Genomic DNA, 12,789 nt, shown 5'->3' on the forward strand with positions numbered 1-12,789 from the left:
AGTTGTCGAACTGTCGTTTTTTTACTTTCGTGTTACCCTAAAACCCCACAAACGGCCAGCGAATGACGCTCCACCGCTACTGAACAGCGACTCAAGGACAGCGACCGAAGGACCCCGAACAGCGACCGAAGGCAGCGACCGAAGAACCGCTAGTGAAAAACAGCTAGCACCCGACCACTACGCCGCCCCCGGCCGCCGATCCTGCTGCGCTTGCTTTTGTGGTTATGACCTCAGAGTCGCTTCGGTCGCTTCAGTCGCTGCCCCACTCCCCCCTCCCCCGCTCTCCCGGCCCTCCGGGTCCCCCACTCCCCCGCCCCCGGCAGGCGGCTGGACAGATCACGGCTCACGGGCGACTAGGCTTTCGACCGTGGTGGACACTCAGTACGAAGACCTGTTGAAGCACGTGCTCACGTCGGGGACGGCCAAGGCCGACCGGACGGGCACCGGTACCCGGAGTGTCTTCGGGCACCAACTGCGCTACGACCTCTCGCAGGGATTCCCCCTGGTCACCACCAAGAAGGTGCACCTCAAGTCGATCGTGTACGAGCTGCTGTGGTTCCTGCGCGGCGACTCCAACGTCGGCTGGCTCCAGGAGAACGGCGTCAGCATCTGGGACGAGTGGGCCGACGAGAACGGCGAGCTCGGCCCCGTCTACGGCGTCCAGTGGCGCTCCTGGCCCACCCCCGACGGCCGGCACATCGACCAGATCAGCCAGGTCCTCGACACGCTGCGCAACGACCCGGACTCCCGCCGCATGATCGTGTCGGCCTGGAACGTGGCGGAGCTCGACAAGATGGCGCTCGCCCCGTGCCACGCCTTCTTCCAGTTCTACGTCGCCGACGGCAAGCTCTCCTGCCAGCTGTACCAGCGCAGCGCGGACCTGTTCCTCGGCGTCCCGTTCAACATCGCCAGCTACGCCCTGCTCACGCACATGGTGGCCCAGCAGACCGGCCTCGAGCCCGGCGACTTCATCTGGACCGGCGGCGACTGCCACATCTACGACAACCACGTCGAGCAGGTCACCAAGCAGCTGTCCCGCACCCCGTACGCGTTCCCTGAGCTGAAGCTGCACAAGGCGGACTCGATCTTCGACTACGCCTACTCCGACGTCGAGGTGCTCGGCTACCAGCACCACCCCGGAATCAAGGCCCAGGTCGCCGTATGAGCGCCACGAACGGTGCGGGCAGCGCGAGCGGCGTGCCGGGCGTCGGCCTCATCTGGGCCCAGACGCCCGCCGGCGTGATCGGCGCGGACAACGGGATCCCCTGGCACCTCCCCGAGGATCTGGCCCATTTCAAGGCCACCACCCTCGGACACCCCGTGATCATGGGCCGCCGGACCTGGGACTCGCTGCCCGCCCGCTTCCGCCCTCTCCCGGGCCGCCGCAACATCGTGCTCACCAGAGACCCTCAGTGGGCCGCAGAAGGCGCTGAGCGCACCGCCTCCGTCCCCGAGGCCCTCGCCCTCGCGAACGGCCCCGCATGGGTCATGGGAGGCGGCGAGATCTACCGCGCGGCCCTGCCGCACGCCACGCGGCTGTCCGTCACCGAGGTCGACACGACCGTCGACGGCGACACCCACGCCCCCGTACCGGGCCCGGAGTGGAAGATCACCGAGGACGGCGACTGGCAGACCTCGACGACCGGCCTGCGCTACCGCATCCGCCTGTACGCCCGCTCGTAGCCCATCTGGGCAGGGGCAGGGGGCTAGGCGGCGAACCCGATCGCGGTCACGTACTCGTACTCGCCCCACTGAGAGCCCAGATCGACGACGACGTCGTTCACCCACGCCTCGTCCAGCGCACCCTCGTCACCGGCCGCCCAGGCCGCCACGATCCGGTCCCAGCGGCGCACGTTCAGGGTGCGGTAGTCGATGACGCGCTGGCGCGGGCGCGGCACCTGCGACTGGTTCAGCGGATGGAACTCCACGCGCGTGCCCCGGCCCTGACGGTTCAGACGGGCCAGCAGATGCCGGGAGACGTTCGCCCGGCGCACCGTGAGGTACGCGGCGTCGATCCGCTCCAGGTTCTGCCGCGTCGGCTGCCGCTTGCCGTCGAGCCACGCCTTCAGCGTGCGGTCCGTGACGGTCAGCCCCGCGTCCCGCGCGGCGGCCCGGGCGTGCGGCGTACGGGTCAGGTAGTGCAGGCGCGCCATGAGGCCACGACGGGCCGTGACGGGCGTCGCGATGAACCCGGCGAGCCGGTCCAGCTGCCGCGCCACGGCCTCGTGCCCCTTGATGCCCTGGGCGCCGTACTTGCCGAACTCGAGGTTCCTGTCCGGCATGAGCGGGCCTTTCGTGGAAACGGGCGGGGACGGCTGGCCCACATGCTACGGGCGGCCGCCGCGGATTCGGATCAACGGCCGACTCGACGGAACTCGACGACAGATTCGACGGCGACTCAGCGGCGCCTCGACGGCATCGGGGAGCGGCGGCCGCTGGCCACCACTCCCCCACTCCCCCACCCGGCTCAGACGTCCCTGCGCCCCGGCAGGTACTGGTCCAGGACGATCGCGAGGAACTTGGTGTGGTCCGGCAGACCGGACTCCCGCACCAGGCCGTCGATGATCCCGCGCTGCGTCCGGGTCGGCTTGTACTGCAGCTGTACGGGGCCCAGGCCGCGCAGATCCGTGTCGTCCGGCTTGACCGTGACCGCGAACAGCTTGGACTGGAACTTCGGCGTCCGCCGGGCGTCCTCGACGACCTGCGCGAGCCCCTTCTCCGCCGCGGCCTCGACGGCCATCAGCACGATCTGGGTGTGCGTGACGTCGTTCGCCTTGCGGTACTTGCGGAAGCGCCCGGCCACGTTCTGCGACACGTAGAAGCCGACGGGCTTCGCCGTGTCCGCGTCGTCCAGCGGCTCCGGCTCGGGCTCCTGGACGACCTCACGGGCCGGCTGCGGGATGACCGTCGGCGCGGCAGCCACCGGCGTGGGCATCGGGGTCACCGGAGCGACCGGCTGCGGCTGAGCGGGGGCCGGAGTGGCCCAGCCGGCGAGAGCGCTGGACGAACCACCGCCGCCGCTGCCACCGCCTCCGCTGAACAGATTGCCGACGCCCTCGTCGGACATGCTCTGCTCTTCCACGTCCTCGTCCACGCGCTTCTTGCCCTTGGGCGGGGTCATGCGGCTGCGTCCTTCCTCAGCTCGAGTGCCCGAGCGAACATCTCTTCGGTGAATCCTTCATAGTCGGCGACCAGACCCTCGACGGTCTCCGGGACCGAGCGGTCGCCCTCCCGGCGCCGGTCGGCCAACTCCTGCACGAGCAGACCTCGTTTGCGCACGAGCCGGGCCACTGACTCCGTGTGCCCGATGAGGTGCTTGAACATGTGGGCCTCTTCGCCGAGGACCTTCTGCACCTGCTGGCGCACGTCGGCGTGGATGCCGGTGTAGTTGCGGCCGGTGTCGAACAGCAGCACGCCCAGGAGCTCCAGGTGCGGATTGAGCTGACTGACGAACCGCACGTACGAGAACTCCAGGCCGATCTGCGCCAGACCGTCCTCCGCTCCCCCGTCGCTCTTGACCGGGATCACCAGCCAGCGTGCCGTCGACAGCGCGAGCCGCTGCAGCGACGGGTTCTCGGGCGGGGTGTCGAGAATGATGATCTGGTACTCGTGCGCGATCGGCAGCAGGCACATCAGCAGCCGCAGGTACGCGTGCGGCCCTTCCTTCGCGAGCAGCGTGTGGAAGAAGATGCCGAACTCGTCACCGAGGGCCGGGCCGCCCATCACGACGTCCAGGTTCTCGCGGACGTTGCGCTGCGGCCGGAGCGCCGTGCCGGTGCGCAGCGACTCCAGGAGACCCGCTCCCCCGTCGTTCCACTCGGCCCGCTTGTAGCCGAGCTCGCGCGCGATGTTGCCCTGCGCGTTGCAGTCGATGATGAGCGTACGCAGACCGCTGCGCGCCGCCTTGCCGGCCGCGTTGGCCGACACGGACGACTTGCCCACACCGCCCTTGCCGTTGCCGAACATGAAGATGTGCGACAGCGAGCCCCACGGGATCTGGGGCAGGTTCAGTCGGCTGTCAGGTGCCGCGAAGGGACTGGACATGGATCCTCTCAGTCTGGTTCAGGCCCGAAGACGGGTGAGGGACGCTGGGAAACGGATGGGATATGCCCCTTTTCGAGGGGCTTTGCCCGGCCGGAAGTTCTCTCAGAACGATCCTGCGCTCCAAAGAGGCCGACCCTGGTGCCGAGTACCCCACGAACGCCCTCTCCGAGGCCCGGCAGACCCCTCCGCGACCCCGTTCCGGCAGGTCGGCGAAGGGTTCTCGGTTGGTGCTCAAGTGTGCTGCCCCGCAGGAGTCTCCACCTGAAGCCAACCAAGCTCACAAGCAGATCCCCACGCCTCCCAACCAGCGGCGAACCCAACAGTGAGCACATCAGACGCTCCCACAGTTCCGTTCACCTCCAGTGAAGTTGCGACGCAAAGCGCTGCACACATTATCAGGACGATCTTCGCCCGCATACGGCAACACGCGCATCAGCCAACGAGAGATCAAGCCGAGCCATGGGCATCGCCGCCCAGTCCCCTGCCTGGCGGCCCATCAGCGCGTCACCCGACACCGCAACTTGCCCCCCACCCCACCGGTCGGCAAACAGGCACGCAATCAGCCGAGCAGGCCCACTCCCCCACCGGCACGCAAACAGCCCCGCGATCCCACAGCTTGACGTGACAGCTGACCACCACGCGAGCGAGGTGACCAACCAGCAGCCGGGCTCGCGGTCCAACTGCGCAACGGGTTGGCCTTCTGGCCTGCGCCCTTGTGCGCCACCAAGCCAGCTGCCCTGCCCACTGGCATGCCAGGCATCACGCTGCCAGTCCAGCGGGCGGTGCCACGGTGGTGCCTGTAGTCCAACAGGCCGGTGCGCCAGCAGACAAGCGATTCCACTTGCTGATGCGCGGATGTACGGGCAGACCGGCTGGCTCGCCTATGGGGCAACCGGCCCGCTGACCTGTCAGCGGGCCAGTCTCTCGACTCGCTAGCACCCGCACGGCCTGCCTCACGAGGAAGCGAGCAGTGCACCTGACTGGGAGGCAAGCCCACGCACTGGCAGGACTCTTGGCATTCAAGCGTGCGTTCCGGCATGCAGTGGAACTGATTGGTGGGGCTGCCCACCAAGAAGCTGCCGGGTTCGCTACGAGTCTGACGTCCACGTCGACAGCGGGGCAGGCCTGCATACCAACGCGGAGGCTGACCGGTGCGTTGATGCGGCATCCGATACGTGGACGCACCGGCGGTCAAAGTGTCGAGCGGGCAGCCGGGCTGGTGGCTCGACACGCATGCATTCTGGTCGACGGGTGAGCTGATAGACGAACTGGCGTATCGACCTGCATGCACGCTTGCAACTTGACTGGTTCTACTGCTTAGACAAGGGCAGTTTGAAACGCAGGCAGCAAAGCGCGTGTAGCAACTCACTGACACACGAAGTGTCGCGCCTTGACTCTGACGTACATCACCGCAAGGAGACATGCCTGACTCGCAGCAGTAGCAGAGGCGTTCACTCACGCCCAGTAACATGCTTGCGTGCAAGCTTGCGTCAATGTTTGCAGTGATGTTTGTTTTCCCAGTTCAGAGGCGGTTTTCCTGCTCGAGAACGTGCGCGATGAGTATAGGTAGGAACGGCTAGTCTGGCCAGTACCTTCATGAGTCAAGCGTGGACGATGATGATCGCAGCCTTCGGAATGTGCCTGGAAGGGAAGGGGGATCCATGGTGCTCGATGGTCATCCGGGCACGGTTAGTTCCGGCGAGTAGAGCTTGAGCATGGCCGCGCGCCAGATGCCGGGGTGAGTGAGACGTGGAAGACGCATCGGCTGGGTGGACGTCAGTCACGAGTGCACGAGGGGCTGGGCGGTGCTCCGTGATCTGCTCGGAGGTCATGAAGCGTCCGGCATGCAGTCTTGGGGGGTGACAGGACCTGATCGTTGGGTGCAGTCCTGTGAAGAGAAGCGCAGAGGTGGGACCCATGTCCTGATGCCGGGTGATGAAACCCCTGCATGCTTCTCGACCACCCACCCCGCACCCCATGGCGATGATTCGAGTCGGATGGGGTGCCGCTCTTGTCCTTTTACTCAGGCCGTTTGCTCTGGGGCGAGTACTGAAGGGTGGGGGAGTGGTTGCAGGGTTAGGTTCCTTGGCCTGGGCCGATCTGCTCCGGAAGGTCAGCCGCCCTAAGTCGAAGGCGCGCTCAGCTCGGGCTGATCCGGACGAGCCGATCAGTCCAGGCCGGCCCCTGGCCGAGGACACTCGCGGCTACGGCTCGAGGCGAGCCCTCCACTCTGAACTCCGGGGCAGCGGCACGATGCCTGACCGCGTGCCGGAAGTCCACTGGTTGTCCGGCACGGTCGCGAAGACCTCTGCGATGGGTGGATAGCCGTCTGCCAGGTGGCGTCTCGCTGGCTGTCGTCCGACAGCTCTGTGCGGCCGGAGACGAGACCACCGGCACACGATGGCCCAGCTGCCGAGCGGGTCACATCTCAAGAGCGAGTTCCTCAGATAGCCGGCCGCTCGGCATGGTCATCTGATCCTCGACCAGGCCACCCCGCGACGATCTCCTTGGCCTCACGCCTCAGCCATGCGGGCCCGAAGCCTCGCCTTCGCCGGCGCCTCCAGCCATCCCAGGTCCGCACCCTGCGGCGGCATCACCGTGCCTGGCTGAACGGACCGGCGCGATCTTGCTGCACAGAACGGCAATGCCGTGGGCCGGGCCAACAGGGCAAGTCAGCCGCCGCACCGGGAACCCGAGATCGGCGACCGCCCCCAGGTCATGGCTCACGCGTAAGGCCCTCCGGCGCGGAGGAACCGGGTTCGCACCCGCTCCGCCACGCGGGCTCGACGGGCGGCTCCGGAAGGGCAGTTCCATGGGGGAGTGGTGCGCGCGCGGCTTCCCTAGGACTCGGCCATGCCCGCCCGGACACATCGCATCCACCGATGGTGGCGAGCTCGTGCCGAGCCGATGACCGACCCCGCAGGCCCCGTCGAGCCGTTCACGGCTGGTGATGCTCAGCGCGGCCGTTACCGGAGCGTCTTGGTGGCGGCGGCTGGGCGGGCAGAGGGCCCGGCTGGGGGAGTGGTGCCGAGAGAAGGACGGTGAACGCAGCCTGCTGCGGAGGCGGTTTCACCTGGGAGAAGGGCCGGTGGGCCGTGATTTTGGGTTCTGGTTCCGCGCTCTCGATGGCTCTCACAGAAGTCATTGAGAGTTCAAGTATTTAGTGAAACGGGAGCTGGGGGAGTGGGGGAGTGGGCGGGACTTCAGGCCGGCTTGCGCCACACGGAGATGTGCTTCGCGGAGTCATGGATGAACGGAGATCCGTCCCAGTCCGCGACGCGGCGTTCCAGCTCGAGACCGGCGATCCGTGCCATCAGGTCGAGCTCGGCCGGCCAGGCGTAGCGATGGCGGGAGTTGTCGCGGCGGTACTGACCGTTGTCGTCGCGGGTGAAGTGGTGCGAGACGAGCATCTGCTCGACCAGGTCGAAGGTGTCGAAGCCGAGATGACGCTCGGAGACGTCGAACGGCACCGCAACCTGGCCGGGCGGCAGAGACCGCAGGGGAGGCACGCCCAGTTCGATGACGAAGCGGCCGCCGGGCCGCAGATGGCGTGCGGCGTTGCGGAAGCACTCGACCTGCTCGTCCTGTGTGAGCAGGTTCGAGATGGTGTTGTAGACGAGGTAGACCAGGGCGAACTCGCCCGGGACGACGGTGGTGGCCATGTCTCCGATGGTCACCGGCAGCGTGTCCTCGTCGGCCTTGCGCCGCAGCACCGCCGCCATGTGCTCGGACAGTTCGATGCCCGCCACCCGCACCCCGCGTTCGCGGAGGGGGACGCCCACGCGTCCGGTTCCGATGGCGAACTCCAGGGCCCGGCCGTCTCCGGCGAGCTCGGCGAGGAAGGCGAGGGTCGGTGCGAGGGCGGCAGCCGAGGACAACTCGGCCTCTTCGGCGTCGTAGCGCTCGGCGGTCGCGCGGGTCCACAGCTCACTGCTCGTCACGGGCGGCCACTCTGCCGGGAGTTGAAGGGTGCTGTCGAAGCAATTACGCCCCCTCGACAACTTTCTAGCACCGCTAGACAAGCGAGCGACATTAGGTCTAGCGTTGCCTCATCAGCTAGCAGCGCTAGAAAGTTGGAGGGGTCAACATGCTCGCCGTACTCGAGGTCGTCACCGTCGTGACCGTCGGTCTGATGGTCGGGGTGGAGTTCTCCGTCGCCTTCGTCATGAACCGCATCTTCGACGCCCTTCCCGACGACAGCGACCAGATGGCCCGCTCCCACGGCGGCCGCATGCTCGGCGCCCTGATGCCCTTCTGGTACATCGGCTCCGTCGTCCTCTGCGCCATCTGGGCCGTCGCGGGACGCCACCACGAGGGCACCGGCCTGGTGGCCGCCGGCGCCGCCCTCCTGATCGTCAGCGTGATCATGTCGATCCTCCTCCTCGTCCCGATCAACAACCAGGGCAAGAAGTGGACCCCCGAGACCCGCCCCGCGGACTGGAAGGAGCAGATGAACCGCTGGGACCGCTACCACTACGCCCGCGTCGCCGTCATCGTCGCCGCCTTCACCCTCCTCGTCACCGCCCTCGTCTGAACCAGCACCACTGCACGACCTGCCGATCAACAGACCGATATCAAGAGGGAGTTCAGAAAATGGCCAAGCTGCAGAGTCTCGACCCGCGCACGCCGATGTTCGCGCAGTTCCAGGAGAAGACCGGGCCCGTCGTCCTGGCCAACACCTTCCTGGTCCCGAAGGAGCAGACGGAGTCGTTCCTGGCCCTCTTCCAGAGGCAGGCCGAGTTCATGAAGGCCCAGCCGGGATTCGTCTCCCTGCAGATGCACCGGGGGACGGCCGGCAGCGAGCTGCTGATGAACGTCGCGGTCTGGGAGTCCACCGAGGCGCTGGCCAGGGCGTTCGGTAACCCGGAGTTCCAGCGCATGGCGGTCGAGTTCCCCGACGACATCGTGTCGTACCCGCACATCTTCGAGCAGATCGAGGCCTGACACGGCAACCGCAGCCACGACAGCCGCAGCCACGGCACCCGCACCCGCACCCGCACCCAAGCCCACCCACTCACTGACCACTCGCTGACCCACCCACCCACAGAAGGAGAAGCCCCATGTCACTGAAGACCGTGAACACCGTCCTGGCCACCGTCTGCGTCCTGTTCGTCCTCTACCTCGGACTGTCCTTCATCCTGGCTCCGGCGGCCTCCACCCCGGGCGTCGGCCTGCCGACTTGGCCCTCCGGAGACGGTGGCGGCTTCCTCACCATGAAGGGAATCCGCGAGTTCTCGATGGGCCTGGTCATCGGCATCCTGCTGCTGACGGGCCACCGCCGCGCCCTGGGCTGGGTCCTGCTGATGGAGGCCGTCGCCCCGTTCGGCGACATGATCAACGTCCTGGCCCACCATGGCACCGTCGCCGCCGCGCTCGGCATCCACGGCCTGACCTCGGCGTTCATCACGCTCGTCGCCGTACTGATGCTCCGCGAGACCGGCAAGGCCCACCAGTCCGCCAAGACGACGACGGTCGCCGGATCAGCCGCGCAGCCCGCCTGAAGTCCTTGAAGCCGGTACTCCTCCTGCTGGATCAGGGCCAGTTGGTGACGGAGTCACTCCAGGTTCCCGCCCGCATCTGTCTCCGAACCCGCCCCGCCACGCTCACCGGAACCCTCCGCCCGCAGCCGCACCCGCGCCGTGGACGGAAGCGTCGCGGCGTCGGAGTCGGTGCCCGGATCGAGGGGACGGAAGCCGCCGCCGTCCGATACCTCGTACTCCCAGTTCAGGGACCGCGTGACCACCCCCGTGACCGGGTGGTCCCGGTAGAAGCGCCGCCAGTCGTCCGCGCACCACGTGCGCCCCTCGCCGGTCAGCGCGCGCAGCCGGGTCCGTTCCTCGGCGAGGGTGGTCTCGATGCGCTTGGCCTGGCGCCGTACGCCGTCGACGTCGTCGGACCAGGTACGGGACTTGTAGCCGGTCGGCGACCTGAACGGGTGCGTGGTGCGCGTGGTCGTGCCGTCCTTGTCGATCCAGTCGACGGTGACCTGGCCGCTCGCGTGCACGCTGATCACGGCGTCCAGCGCCAGGTTCCACCACAGGGCGCCGCGGCCGATCCAGCCGAGCGTCAGTGTCCCGTCCTTCTCCAGGCCGTGCCGGGGAACGGTGCGCTCGGCGACCTCGTGCGGCGGGACGCCGAGACGGGCGGCGGACTTCTTCACCGACTTCGCCAGGACCTTGTGGGGGTGCCGGGCGGACGGCACCCAGTAGTGCAGGTCCCAGAGTTCGTCCAGCACCGCCGGACCGGGCAGCTCACCGAGCGAGGCGAACGCGGCGCCGGCGAGGTCGTCGTCCACCTTGTAGTAGACCTCCATGGCCTGCACGTTCTTACGGGCCAGCAGCGCGAGGTCGGCGGCCAGCGGCCCCGGGTCCTGCCGGATCCATCCCGCGGCGAGGGCGAATCCGATCGCCAGGCCGCGGGCGGGGGAGTCGGCCCGGCTCTGCCCCAGCTCCCGGATCACGGCGTTCTCCTCGGCGGCCCCGTGGAAGGACCGCTCCGCGGCCAACTCCCGCACCGCGTACCGCACCAGGTCCTCGGCGCCGTCCGCCTTGAGCAGCTGCCGGGTGCGGCGCTTCCACGGCGTATCGACCTTGTACCGCCAGTTCCAGAACTCGGAGGCGGTGCCCAGGTGACGGACCAGGTCGGTCAGGTCCGGCGGCAGGCTGACCAGACGGTCCCGCACGCGCACGCTCCACGCGTTGTCGGGGTCGAGCAGGTGCGTCACCGATGTCGATTCGCTCATACGTTGATCATGCCAAGTGGCACTGACAACAGCCCTCGAGGAGAACGGCGCCGACGGTACAGGCATCCGCCCTGGTGCGGCCGCTCAGCCGCGCGGGACGAGGACGCCGCGCCCCAGTGCCTTCAGCGCCGCGGTGATCTGCTGGACGTTCAGCCCCATCCGGTCCCGCTGGAACTGGAACACGTCCGGCGCGAGGGGAGCGAGGAGCAGGTCCACCATCGCCTCGCGGTCCTCGACACCGGCCTCGCCGAGCAGCGCCCCGACATGCACGCGCCAGAACCCGTACGCCCCCGTCGCGAAGCGTGACTGCCCGGTCTCCGTGCCGAGCACCAAGTGGATGTGCCGGTCGAGGAGTTCGACCATCGCCTCGTAGAACGCGGCCAGCCGCTCGTCCGGCGGTGCGCCGGGCCCGAGCGGCGGCTCGCCCCGCATCAGCTTCTCCTGGAGCACCCGCTCGTGGTCGTCGAGCAGCGCCACCGCGATGGAGGCGATGTCGGGATAGCGGCGGTAGAGCGTGCCCTTGCCCACGCCGGCGGCGCGCGCGATGTCCTCCATGCGGACGTCCTGCGGGCCGCGCTCGGCGAACAGGCGGGCCGCCGCCGCCAGGACCCGCGCCCGGTTCCGCGCCGCGTCCGCCCGCTCCTTCGGTGCGGGGGACCGGTCCGCCCCTCCGTCGAACAGCATCCTCGGATCGCTCATGGGCCCACCCTACTCCAGTAAGTGGACGATGCGTCCACTTGGCGCTATGGTCTGAACCCAGAAGCGGACGCTGCGTCCACTTAAAGCCGAAGTCTGTCGCCCGGAGGACCCGCCATGACACGCCAGCCGCACCTGCTGCACCTCGACGCCAGTGCCCGCCGCCGCTCCTTCTCCCGCGAGGTCAGCGCCGCGTTCGCCGACGCCTGGCGCGAGGCCGACGGCACGGTCACCTACCGCGACCTCGCCGCCGACCCGGTCCCGCACCTCACCGAGGCCTGGACCGAGATCTGCGACAACCTCCTCGCCGACGGCATCACCGCCCTCGACCGCCTCCACGAGGGCGCCCGCACCCCCGAGCAGGCCACCGCCTGGCAGACGATCGAGCCCCTCCTGAACGAGCTCGTCGCGGCGGACGTCATCCTCATCGGCACCCCGATGTACAACTACGGCGTCCCCGCGTCCCTGAAGGCCTGGATCGACCAGGTGACCTTCCCCCGGATGTCCCTCACCGGCCGCAGGATCGTCGTGGCCAGCGCCCGCGGCGGCTCCTACCTCCCCGGCGCCCCGAAGGCGGCCTTCGACCACCAGGCCCGCTACCTGCAGGACTTCGCCGCCGGCCACTTCGCCATCGACGACGTCACCTTCCTGCACGCCGAACTGGCGAACGCCGTCATCGACCCCCACCTGGCCGACCTGCGCGACCGCCACGAGACCTCCCTCGCGGAAGCCCTCAAGACCGCCCGCGACCTCGGCCGCGAACTCGCCGCAAGGACGACGACATGAACTGGATCTTCCTGGCCCTCGCAGGAGCGGTCGAGATCGGCTGGTCCCAGAGCATCAAACCGACCCAGAACTTCACCCGCCCCGTCCCCACCCTGATCTGCTTCGCCCTGGCCGCCGGCGCGGTCTACCTCCTCACCCTTGCCATGCGCACCATCCCGGTAGGCACCGCGTACGCCGTCTTCACCGGCATCGGAGCCGTCGGCGCCATCGCCTTGGGCATCGTCATCAACCGCGACCCGGTCACCCTCGCCCGCACAGCGGCCCTGACCCTCATCGTCGGAGGCATCATCCTGGCCCGCATGGCCAGCCCCGAACGCTGACGACCGCTGCCGCTGTCGCCGACGCACACGAACAGCGGCACTGCACATGCGGCCTGACGGACCGCCACCTACGGTCGACACCAGGGCGACGACAGGGAAGAGGCGCCCGGCGGCCCCGCACCCCGCGGGGCGGGCGGGGGGCCGGGCGGCGCGCGCGCGCGCGCGCGCCCCGGGGCGCGCGGGGGCCCCCCGGGGGCCCCC

General features: G+C 68.5%; 13 protein-coding genes. 7 read left to right on the top strand and 6 right to left on the bottom strand.

The window, feature by feature from the left end:
* Positions 1–367: 367 nt before the first annotated feature.
* Entirely contained in the window at positions 368–1,165 is a 798-nt protein-coding gene (locus ACFW9D_RS11870) for a thymidylate synthase (protein ID WP_384620662.1), read from the top strand.
* Positions 1,162–1,683, top strand: a complete 522-nt coding sequence (locus ACFW9D_RS11875) for a dihydrofolate reductase (RefSeq protein ID WP_384620665.1) — start codon at positions 1,162–1,164, stop codon at positions 1,681–1,683. Before ACFW9D_RS11870 ends, ACFW9D_RS11875 begins: the two co-directional genes overlap by 4 nt.
* Positions 1,684–1,706: 23 nt before the next feature.
* Here ACFW9D_RS11875 and ACFW9D_RS11880 read toward each other — a convergent pair whose 3' ends face one another.
* From ACFW9D_RS11880 to ACFW9D_RS11895, 4 genes are all read right to left on the bottom strand, one after another.
* Complete coding sequence (locus tag ACFW9D_RS11880) at positions 1,707–2,282, bottom strand: transcriptional regulator (protein WP_384620668.1); 576 nt, start codon at positions 2,280–2,282, stop codon at positions 1,707–1,709.
* A gap of 185 nt (positions 2,283–2,467) precedes the next feature.
* Positions 2,468–3,121, bottom strand: coding sequence for a hypothetical protein (locus tag ACFW9D_RS11885; RefSeq protein ID WP_384620671.1), 654 nt, complete (start codon positions 3,119–3,121; stop codon positions 2,468–2,470).
* Positions 3,118–4,044 (bottom strand): ParA family protein, encoded by a 927-nt coding sequence (locus ACFW9D_RS11890; protein ID WP_188341852.1) that lies wholly within the window; start codon positions 4,042–4,044, stop codon positions 3,118–3,120. Before ACFW9D_RS11890 ends, ACFW9D_RS11885 begins: the two co-directional genes overlap by 4 nt.
* Before the next feature lie 3,203 nt (positions 4,045–7,247).
* Positions 7,248–7,985: a class I SAM-dependent DNA methyltransferase gene (locus ACFW9D_RS11895; RefSeq protein WP_384620674.1), complete on the bottom strand. Its 738-nt coding sequence runs from the start codon at positions 7,983–7,985 to the stop codon at positions 7,248–7,250.
* Positions 7,986–8,131: 146 nt separating this feature from the next.
* On the opposite strand from ACFW9D_RS11895, the gene ACFW9D_RS11900 reads away from it, so the two are divergent.
* From ACFW9D_RS11900 to ACFW9D_RS11910, 3 genes are all read left to right on the top strand, one after another.
* The gene (locus tag ACFW9D_RS11900; protein WP_384620677.1) at positions 8,132–8,578 is read left to right on the top strand and encodes an anthrone oxygenase family protein; all 447 of its coding nucleotides are present in this window, start codon (positions 8,132–8,134) and stop codon (positions 8,576–8,578) included.
* 59 nt (positions 8,579–8,637) lie between these two features.
* Positions 8,638–8,988, top strand: coding sequence for an antibiotic biosynthesis monooxygenase family protein (locus tag ACFW9D_RS11905; RefSeq protein WP_384620680.1), 351 nt, complete (start codon positions 8,638–8,640; stop codon positions 8,986–8,988).
* Positions 8,989–9,104: 116 nt separating this feature from the next.
* Positions 9,105–9,545 (top strand): DUF4267 domain-containing protein, encoded by a 441-nt coding sequence (locus ACFW9D_RS11910; RefSeq protein ID WP_384620683.1) that lies wholly within the window; start codon positions 9,105–9,107, stop codon positions 9,543–9,545.
* A gap of 53 nt (positions 9,546–9,598) precedes the next feature.
* On the opposite strand, the gene ACFW9D_RS11915 is transcribed toward ACFW9D_RS11910, so the two are convergent.
* Both ACFW9D_RS11915 and ACFW9D_RS11920 read right to left on the bottom strand, forming a co-directional pair.
* Positions 9,599–10,786, bottom strand: coding sequence for a DUF4132 domain-containing protein (locus ACFW9D_RS11915; RefSeq protein WP_384620686.1), 1,188 nt, complete (start codon positions 10,784–10,786; stop codon positions 9,599–9,601).
* An 84-nt stretch (positions 10,787–10,870) separates the two neighbouring features.
* Positions 10,871–11,485, bottom strand: a complete 615-nt coding sequence (locus tag ACFW9D_RS11920; protein WP_384620689.1) for a TetR/AcrR family transcriptional regulator — start codon at positions 11,483–11,485, stop codon at positions 10,871–10,873.
* Between the two features lie 114 nt (positions 11,486–11,599).
* Here ACFW9D_RS11920 and ACFW9D_RS11925 point away from each other — a divergent pair, with 114 nt between their 5' ends.
* Positions 11,600–12,268: an FMN-dependent NADH-azoreductase gene (locus ACFW9D_RS11925; protein WP_384620692.1), complete on the top strand. Its 669-nt coding sequence runs from the start codon at positions 11,600–11,602 to the stop codon at positions 12,266–12,268.
* Positions 12,265–12,588 (top strand): DMT family transporter, encoded by a 324-nt coding sequence (locus tag ACFW9D_RS11930; protein ID WP_384620695.1) that lies wholly within the window; start codon positions 12,265–12,267, stop codon positions 12,586–12,588. Before ACFW9D_RS11925 ends, ACFW9D_RS11930 begins: the two co-directional genes overlap by 4 nt.
* The last annotated feature ends 201 nt before the right edge of the window (positions 12,589–12,789 follow it).

This window comes from Streptomyces sp. NPDC059524 (assembly GCF_042749255.1).
Lineage (GTDB): Bacteria > Actinomycetota > Actinomycetes > Streptomycetales > Streptomycetaceae > Streptomyces > Streptomyces xanthii.